Origin of the sequence: Streptomyces sp. SolWspMP-5a-2, from assembly GCF_900091845.1 — a bacterium.
GTDB lineage: Bacteria > Actinomycetota > Actinomycetes > Streptomycetales > Streptomycetaceae > Streptomyces > Streptomyces doudnae.
The window spans coordinates 19997-28139 of sequence record NZ_FMCI01000297.1; the positions used below are offsets into that span (position 1 = coordinate 19997).

Below are 8143 nucleotides of genomic sequence, written 5' to 3' on the forward strand. Positions count from 1 at the left end.
GGTGGCCGGACCTGGAGCGGGAGCGGTGCCGCCGACGCGCGGTGCGGGCGCGTCGGCGGTCACGGCGGCTAGGCGAGCCCGAGTTCGTTGTCGATGAGGTCGAACATCTCGTCGTCCGTGGTGGTGTCGAGGTCGGCGGCGTCCTCTTCGGTGTCCTGGGTGGAGTCGAGCTTCCACTGGAGGGCCTTGAGGCGCTGGGCGAGCCGGGCGCGGTCCTGGTCGTCGAGGTCGGCGCCGCCGACGGCGGCTTCCAGGACGGCCAGTTCGGCGAAGACGGCCTGGTCCGGTTCCCCGGCTCCGGCGCCGAGTTCGGCGCCCAGGTGCTGGACCAGGGCGGCCGGGTCCGGGTGGTCGAAGATCAGGGTGCTGGGGAGGGTCAGTCCGGTCTCGGCGTTGAGGCGGTTGCGGAGTTCGACGGCGGTCAGCGAGGACATCCCGAGGTCGAGGAAGCCGCGGCCCGCGTCGAGGGACTCGGCGGAGGCGTGGCCGAGGACGGCGGCGACGTGGGCGAGGACGGTGCGGTGCAGGAGTGCCTGCCGCTGGGGTCCGTCGAGGGCGGCGAGCCTGGCCCGGAAGTCGGCCGGTGCGGCGGTGCCGGTGGCGGGGGCCGCCGCGGTGCGGCGGGCGGCCGGGCGGGCGAGGGCGCGCAGCAGCGGGGGCGCCTCGTCGGCGCGCAGGGCGCGGGTGTCGAGGCGGACGGGGACCAGTTGGGCGGTGTCGAGGAGGGTCGCGGTGTCGAGGAGGCCGAGGCCCTGGTCGGCGGTGAGGGGGCGGATGCCGGAGCGTGCCAGGCGGGCGAGGTCGGCGTCGCCGAGGGCGCCGGTCAGGGCGGAGCGGTCCTCCCAGAAGCCCCAGGCGAGGGAGTGGGCGGTGAGGCCGCGGGCCCGCCGGTGCTGGGCGAGGGCGTCGAGGAAGGCGTTGGCCGCCGCGTAGTTGGCCTGTCCGGGGCCGCCGGCGATCCCGGCGTAGGAGGAGAACATCACGAACGCGCTGAGCTTGAGGTCGCGGGTGAGGTGGTGGAGGTGCCAGGCGGCGTCGGTCTTGGGGCGCAGGACCGTGGTGAGGCGTTCGGGGGTGAGGGTGTCGAGGAGTCCGTCGTCGAGGACACCGGCCGCGTGGACGACGGCGGTGAGGGGGTGTTCGGCGGGGACGGCGGCCAGGACGCGGGCGAGCTGGTCGCGGTCGGCGGTGTCGCAGGCGACGATGTCGGTCTCGGCGCCGAGGGCGGCGAGTTCGTCGCGCAGGGCGTCGGCGCCGGGGGCGTCGGGGCCGCGGCGGCCGGTGAGCAGCAGGTGCCGTACGCCGTGCCGGGTGACGAGGTGGCGGGCGACGAGGCTGCCGAGGACGCCGGTGCCGCCGGTGATGAGGACGGTTCCCGCGCCGGTGCCGTCGCCCCAGGGCGCGGTGGCGGTGGGCGCGGGGGCGCCGTCGGGGTGGTCGGCGCGTATCAGGCGCGGCACGGTGACGGTGCCGGCGCGGACGGCGAACTGGTTCTCGCCGGTGCGGTCGGCCGCGGTGACGGCGTGCGCGAGGGCGGTGGTGGAGCTGTCGTGTCCGTCGCTGTCGGCGAGCAGGAAGCGGCCGGGGTGTTCGGTCTGCGCGGAGCGCAGCAGGCCCCAGGCGGTGGCGTCGGCGAGGGCGGGGACGGTGTCGTCCGGGCCGGTGGCGACGGCGCCCTCGGTGAGCAGCAGGAGCCGGGTGGCGGCGAAGCGGGGTGCGCGCAGCCAGTCGGTGGCCAGGGCGAGGGCGCGGCGCGCCGAGGTGTGCGCGGCGATGGCCGGGTCGTCGTCGGTGTCGTGGCCGTGGGCGGCGACGACGAGGGCGGGGTGGGGGGTGTCGCCGGAGTCGAGGGCCGCGGTGAGGTCGGCGAGGTCGCGGTGGACGCTGACGGTGACGCCCGCCTTCTCCAGGGCGGCGCTGAGGCGTCCGGGGGTGCCGAGGACGGCCCAGGTGCCGGTGGCGTCGGTGGTGCCGTCGGCGGTGTGCGGGGTCCAGACGACGCGGTGCAGGGCGTCGGGCGCGGTGGTGGCCGGGAGCCGGTCCTGCGTGGCGGGCCGGGTGGTGACGGTGCCGGTGAGGACGGGGGCGCCGGCCGGGTCGTGGGCCTGCACGGTCCAGGTGGCGTCGGCGCCGGGGGTGAGGCGGACCCGGAGGCGGGTGGCGCCGTCGGCGTGCGTGGTGACGTCGTGCCAGGCGGCGGGCAGGTGGGGGGCGGTGGCGTCGTGGGGGGTGGCGGCGAGGGCCAGGAGTCCCTGGAGGAGCGCCGGGTGGAGGCGCAGGCGGGCCGCGTCGGCGTGGGCCGACTCGGGGAGTTCGACGTCGGCGAGGACGGTGTCGCCGGTGCGCCGCAGGGCGCGTACGGCGGTGAAGGGGTCGGCGAGGTCGAGTCCGGCGCGGTGGACGGTGTCGTGGGCGGCGCCGGTGGTGTCGTCGTCGGCCGGTTCGCCGGTGGGCCAGGGGTCCCCGGCGGGGGTGGCGGCGGCGGTCGCGCTCAGGGTGCCGGTGGCGTGGGTGGTCCAGGGGGTGTCGGGGTCCTGGGTGCGGGGGCGGGAGTGGACGGTGAAGGCGCGGCTGTCGGTGTCGCCGGGGGTGTCGGAGACGGTGAGCTGGAGTTCGACGGCGCCGTCGTCGGGGACGGCGACCGGGAGGTGTTCGTCGAGGGCGGCGACGACCGGGAGGCCGGTCTCGTCACCGGCCCTGACCGCCCAGTCCAGGAGGGCGGTGGTGGGTACGACGGCGGTGCCGTGGACGCGGTGGGCGTCCAGCCAGGGCTGTGCGGCGAGGGAGAGCGCGCCGGTCAGGACGGCTCCGCCGGAGGCGAGCCGGACGGCGGTGTCGAGTCCGGCGGGGTCGGCCTGCGCGTCGGTGGCCTCCAGCCAGTACCGCTCGCGCTGGAAGGCGTAGGTGGGCAGGTCGACGGGGCGGCCGTGGGTGACGGCGGGGCTCCAGTCGACGGGCAGGCCCGCGACGTGGGCGGCGGCGAGTGCGGTCAGCACGCGGGCGGTGCCGCCGTCGTCGCGGCGCAGCGAGCCGAGGACGACGGCCTCGGTTCCGGTGGCGGCGGCGGTGTCCTCGATGCCGACGGTGAGGACCGGGTGCGGCGCGCACTCGACGAACACGTCGTGGCCCTGGTCGAGCAGGGCGCGCAGGGAGTCCTCCAGGCGGACCGTGGAGCGCAGGTTGCGGTGCCAGTAGGGGGCGTCGAGCGCGGTGCCGGGGAGCCAGTCGGCGGTGACGGTGGAGAAGAACGGGATGTCGCCCTCGCGGGGTTCGACGCCGTCGAGGGCGGCGGGCAGGCTCTCGGCGAGCCGGTCGACGTGCGCGGAGTGGGAGGCGTAGTCGACGGGGATGCGGCGGGCGCGCACGCCCTGGGCCTCGCAGGTGGCGAGGAGGGTGTCGAGGCCGTCGGTGTCGCCGGAGACCACCACGGACGTGGGGCCGTTGACGGCGGCGACGGAGACGCCGGGCAGGTCGGTGAGGAGGGCGGTGACCTCGTCGTGCGGGGCGGTGACGGCGACCATGCCGCCGTGTCCGGAGAGTTCGCGGGCGATGGCGAGGCTGCGGACGGCGACGATCTCGGCGGCGTCGGCGAGGGAGAGGGCGCCGCTGACGGCGGCGGCGGCGATCTCGCCCTGGGAGTGGCCGAGGACGGCGGCGGGCTTGAGCCCGTGGGCCCGCCACAGCGCGGCCAGGGAGACCATCACGGCCCAGGTGGCGGGCTGGACGACGTCGACCCGGTCGAACGTGGGGGCGCCGTCGGCCTGGCGCAGCACGTCGGTGAGGGACCAGTCGACGTGCGGGGCGAGGGCGGCCTCGCAGGCGGCGACGCTCTCGGCGAACACCGGTGAGCTGTCGAGGAGTTCGGCGCCCATCCCGGCCCACTGGGAGCCCTGGCCGGGGAAGACGAGGACGGGCCTGCGGTCGCGTCCCGCGCCCCGGCCGCCGCTGACGACGTGCGCGGAGGGGGCGCCGTCGGCGAGGGCGGCGAGTCCGGCGCGGAAGTCGCCGGGGGCGGTGCCGATGACGACGGCCCGCTTCTCCAGCAGGGCGCGGCGGGTCAGCAGGGAGTGCGCGATGTCGGCGGGGTCGGTGTGCGGGTGGGCGTCGAGGTGGGCGAGGAGCGCCTTGGCCTGGCCGCGCAGGGCGGCGTCGCCGCGGGCGGAGAGCAGCCAGGGCAGCGGGCCGGTCGTGGTGGCGCCGGGTGCCGTGGCCGGCGCGTCCGGGGTCGCGGGCGCCTCTTCCAGGATGACGTGGGCGTTGGTGCCGCTGATGCCGAAGGAGGAGACGGCGGCGCGGCGCGGCCGGGACGCGGTGGGCGCGGGCCACTCGGTGGCCTCGGTGAGCAGCCGGACGCCGTCGCCCTCCCAGTCGACGTGCGGGGTGGGCGCGTCGATGTGGAGGCTCTTGGGGAGGGTGCGGTGGCCGAGCGCCAGGACCATCTTCATGACACCGGCGACTCCGGCGGCGGCCTGGGTGTGGCCGAGGTTGGACTTGACGGAGCCGAGCAGCAGCGGGTGGCCGCCGTCCCGGTCACGGCCGTAGGTGGCCAGCAGGGCCTGGGCCTCGATGGGGTCGCCGAGGCGGGTGCCGGTGCCGTGCGCCTCGACGGCGTCGACCTCGGCGGCGCTGACGCCCGCGTCGGCGAGGGCCTGGCGGATGACGCGCTGCTGGGCGGGGCCGTTGGGGGCGCTGAGACCGTTGGAGGCGCCGTCCTGGTTGACGGCGGAGCCGCGGATCACGGCGAGGACCTGGTGGCCGTTGCGCCGGGCATCGCTGAGGCGCTCGACGAGGATGACGCCGACGCCCTCGGCGAAGCCGGTGCCGTCGGCGGCGGCGGCGAAGGGCTTGCAGCGGCCGTCGGCGGCGAGGCCGCGCTGGCGGGAGAAGTCGACGATGATCTCGGGCGACGACATCACGGTGACGCCGCCGGCGAGGGCCATGGTGCACTCGCCGCGCCGCAGGGCCTGGAGCGCCATGTGGAGCGCGACCAGGGAGGAGGAGCAGGCGGTGTCGACGGTGACCGCGGGGCCTTCGAGGCCGAGGGTGTAGGCGACGCGGCCGGAGACGATGCTGTTGGCGTTGCCGTTGTTGACGTACCCGGCGATCTCGTCGGGGACGTGGCGGACGCGCTTGAGGTAGTCGCTCGAGGAGAGTCCGGCGAAGACGCCGGTGCGGGTGCCGCGGACCGAGCGGGGGTCGATGCCGGCGCGTTCGAAGGTCTCCCAGGCGGTCTCCAGGAGGAGGCGCTGCTGCGGGTCCATGGCGAGGGCCTCGCGCGGGGAGATGCCGAAGAAGTCGGCGTCGAAGTCGGCGGCGTCGTGCAGGAATCCGCCCTCGCGGGTGCGGGAGCTGCCCTCGTGGGCGGGCACGGCGTCGTAGAGGGCGTCGAGGTTCCAGCCGCGGTTGGCGGGGAACGGCGCGATGGCGTCGGTGCCGTCGGCGAGGAGCTGCCACAGCTCCTCGGGCGAGCGGACGCCGCCGGGCAGGCGGCACGCCATGCCGACGATCGCGAAGGGCTCGTCGTCGCCGAGCGGGGCGGCGGCCGGGGCTGCCGCGGCGGGCGCGGCGGTGAGGCCGTCGAAGAGTTCGTCGTCGAGGAAGGCGGCGAGTTCGGCGACGGTCGGGTGGTCGAAGACGAGGGTGGCGGGCAGCCGCAGGCCGGTGGCGCCGCTGAGCCGGTTGCGGAGTTCGACGGCGGTCAGGGAGTCGAACCCGAGGTCGCGGAAGGCGCGTTGGGCGTGGAGCAGGTCGGGGTCGGCGTGGCCGAGGACGGCCGCCGCGTAGGTGCCGACGAGGTCGCGCAGGGCGGTGCGGCGGTCGTCGGGGGCGAGTCCGGCGAGGCGTCCGCGGAGCGCGTCGGTGCCGGTGGCGCTGCCCGCGTCGGCGGTGCGGCGGACCGGGCCGCGGTACAGGGCGCGCAGCAGGTGCGGTATCTCGTCGCCCGCGGCGCGGAGTTGGCCGGTGTCGAGGCGGACGGGCACCAGGTGCGGGCGCTGTTCGGTGAGGGCGGCGTCGAAGAGGGCCATGCCGTCGGCGGCGGAGAGGGGCAGGACGCCGGAGCGGCGGACGCGGGCGAGGTCGGTGGCGTCGAGGTGGCCGGTGAGGGCGCTGGTGTCGGCCCACAGGCCCCAGGAGAGGGAGGTGGTGGGCAGGCCCGCGGCGCGGCGGCGGTGGGCGAGCGCGTCGAGGTAGGTGTTGGCGGCGGCGTAGTTGGCCTGTCCGGCGTTGCCGAAGACTCCGGCGCCCGCCGAGAACAGCACCAGGTCGGCGAGGTCGAGGTCGCGGGTGAGGCGGTCGAGGTGGCGTGCGGCGTCGGCCTTCGGGGCGAGGACGGTGCGCAGCCGGTCGGGGGTGAGGGCTTCCAGGGCTCCGTCGTCGACGGCGCCCGCGGCGTGCACGACGGCGGTGAGGGGGTGTGCGGCGGGGACGGCGGCGAGGAGCGCGGCGAGGGCGTCGGGGTCGGCCGCGTCGCAGGCGGCGACGGTGACGTCGGCGCCGGACTCGCGCAGTTCGGCGGCGAGTTCGGTGGCGCCGGGGGTGTCGGGTCCGCGCCGTCCGGTGAGCAGGAGGTGGCGCATGCCGTGCCGGGTGACGAGGTGGCGGGCGAGGATGCCGCCGAGGACTCCGGCGCCGCCGGTGATCAGGACGGTGCCCTCGGGGTCCCAGGCGCGCGGCAGGGTGAGGACGATCTTGCCGTAGTGCTTGGCCTGCGCCATGTGCCGGAACGCGGCGCGGGAGTGGCGCACGTCCCAGGTGACGGTGGGCAGCGGGGTGAGGGCGCCGGTCGCGAAGAGGTCCGTGAGGTCGCGGAACATCTCCTGGATGCGGTCCTCGCCCGCCTCGCGCAGCTCGTACGCCTGGTAGAGGGCGACGGCCGGGTGGTCGGCGACGACCTGCGCGGGGTCGCGGACGTCGGTCTTGCCCATCTCGACGAGGCGTCCGCCGGGGGCGAGCAGGCGCAGGGAGGCGTCGATGAAGTCGCCCGCGAGGGAGTTGAGGACGACGTCGACGCCGCGTCCGCCGCTGGTGGCGCGGAAGCGGTCCTCGAAGTCGAGGGTGCGGGAGGAGGCGAGGCGGTCGGCGGCCCAGCCGTCGGCGCGCAGCAGGGTGCGCTTGTGGTCGCCCGCGGTGCCGTAGACGTCGGCGCCCCAGTGCCGGGCGAGCTGGGCCGCGGCCATGCCGACGCCGCCCGCGGCGGCGTGCACGAGGACGGACTCGCCCGCCTCCAGGTGGGCGAGGTCGCGCAGCCCGTAGTAGGCGGTGAGGTAGGCGACGGGCACGGAGGCGGCCTGGGTCCAGGTCCAGCCGTCGGGGACGGGCGCGACCATGCGGGCGTCGGCGACGGCGTGGGTGGCGAAGCCGCCGGTGACCAGGCCCATCACGCGGTCGCCCGGGGCGATCCCGGTGACGCCGGGTCCGACGGCGGTGACGACACCGGCGGCCTCGGCGCCCAGCAGGACGGCGGGTCCCGGGTACATGCCGAGGGTGTTGAGGACGTCGCGGAAGTTGAGTCCCGCGGCGCGCACCTCGATGACGAGGTGTCCGGCGGCGGGCGTGGTGAGGTCCTCGGGGCAGGGCACGAGGTCGAGCTTGTCGACGGAGCCCTTCTCGGGGATGTCGAGCCGCCAGGTGTCGGTGCCTGCGGGCACGGTGAGGACGTCGTCGCCGCGGGGGCGGGTCAGGCGCGGGGCGTAGGCGGCGCCCTGGCGGAGGGCGAGCTGCGGCTCCCCGGCGGCGAGCGCGGCGGGCAGGGCGAGCCAGGAGTCGGTGTGCGGGTCGAGGTCGGCGAGGACCAGGCGTCCCGGGTACTGGGCCTGGGCGGACCGCACCAGTCCCCAGACGGCGGCGCCGCGCAGGTCGTGGGCGGGGTCACCGGTGCCGGTGGCGACGGCGCCGCGGGTGACGACGACCAGCGGGGTGGCGTCGGTGCGGTCGTCGGCGAGCCACTCCTGCACGGTGGCGAGGACGTCGTCGAGGACGGCGTCGGGGACGTCGGACGCGGTCTCCCCGTCGGCGGCGGTCCCGGCGAACAGGACGGCCACGGAGGGCAGGTGCTCGACGGCGTCGGCGACGGTGGCGTGGCGGGGCAGCGGGTCGCCGCTGCCGTCGGGCGCGGTGGGCGCGGCGGCGGGTCGCGAGGGCG

The 8143-nt window shown here is 76.9% G+C and carries 1 protein-coding gene; it reads right to left on the reverse strand.

What is annotated here, in order from left to right; translation table 11 throughout:
- Nucleotides 1-68 precede the first annotated feature (68 nt).
- On the reverse strand, nt 69-8143 hold an 8075-nt coding region (locus tag GA0115242_RS29485; RefSeq protein ID WP_141721798.1), incomplete at its 5' end, for a type I polyketide synthase.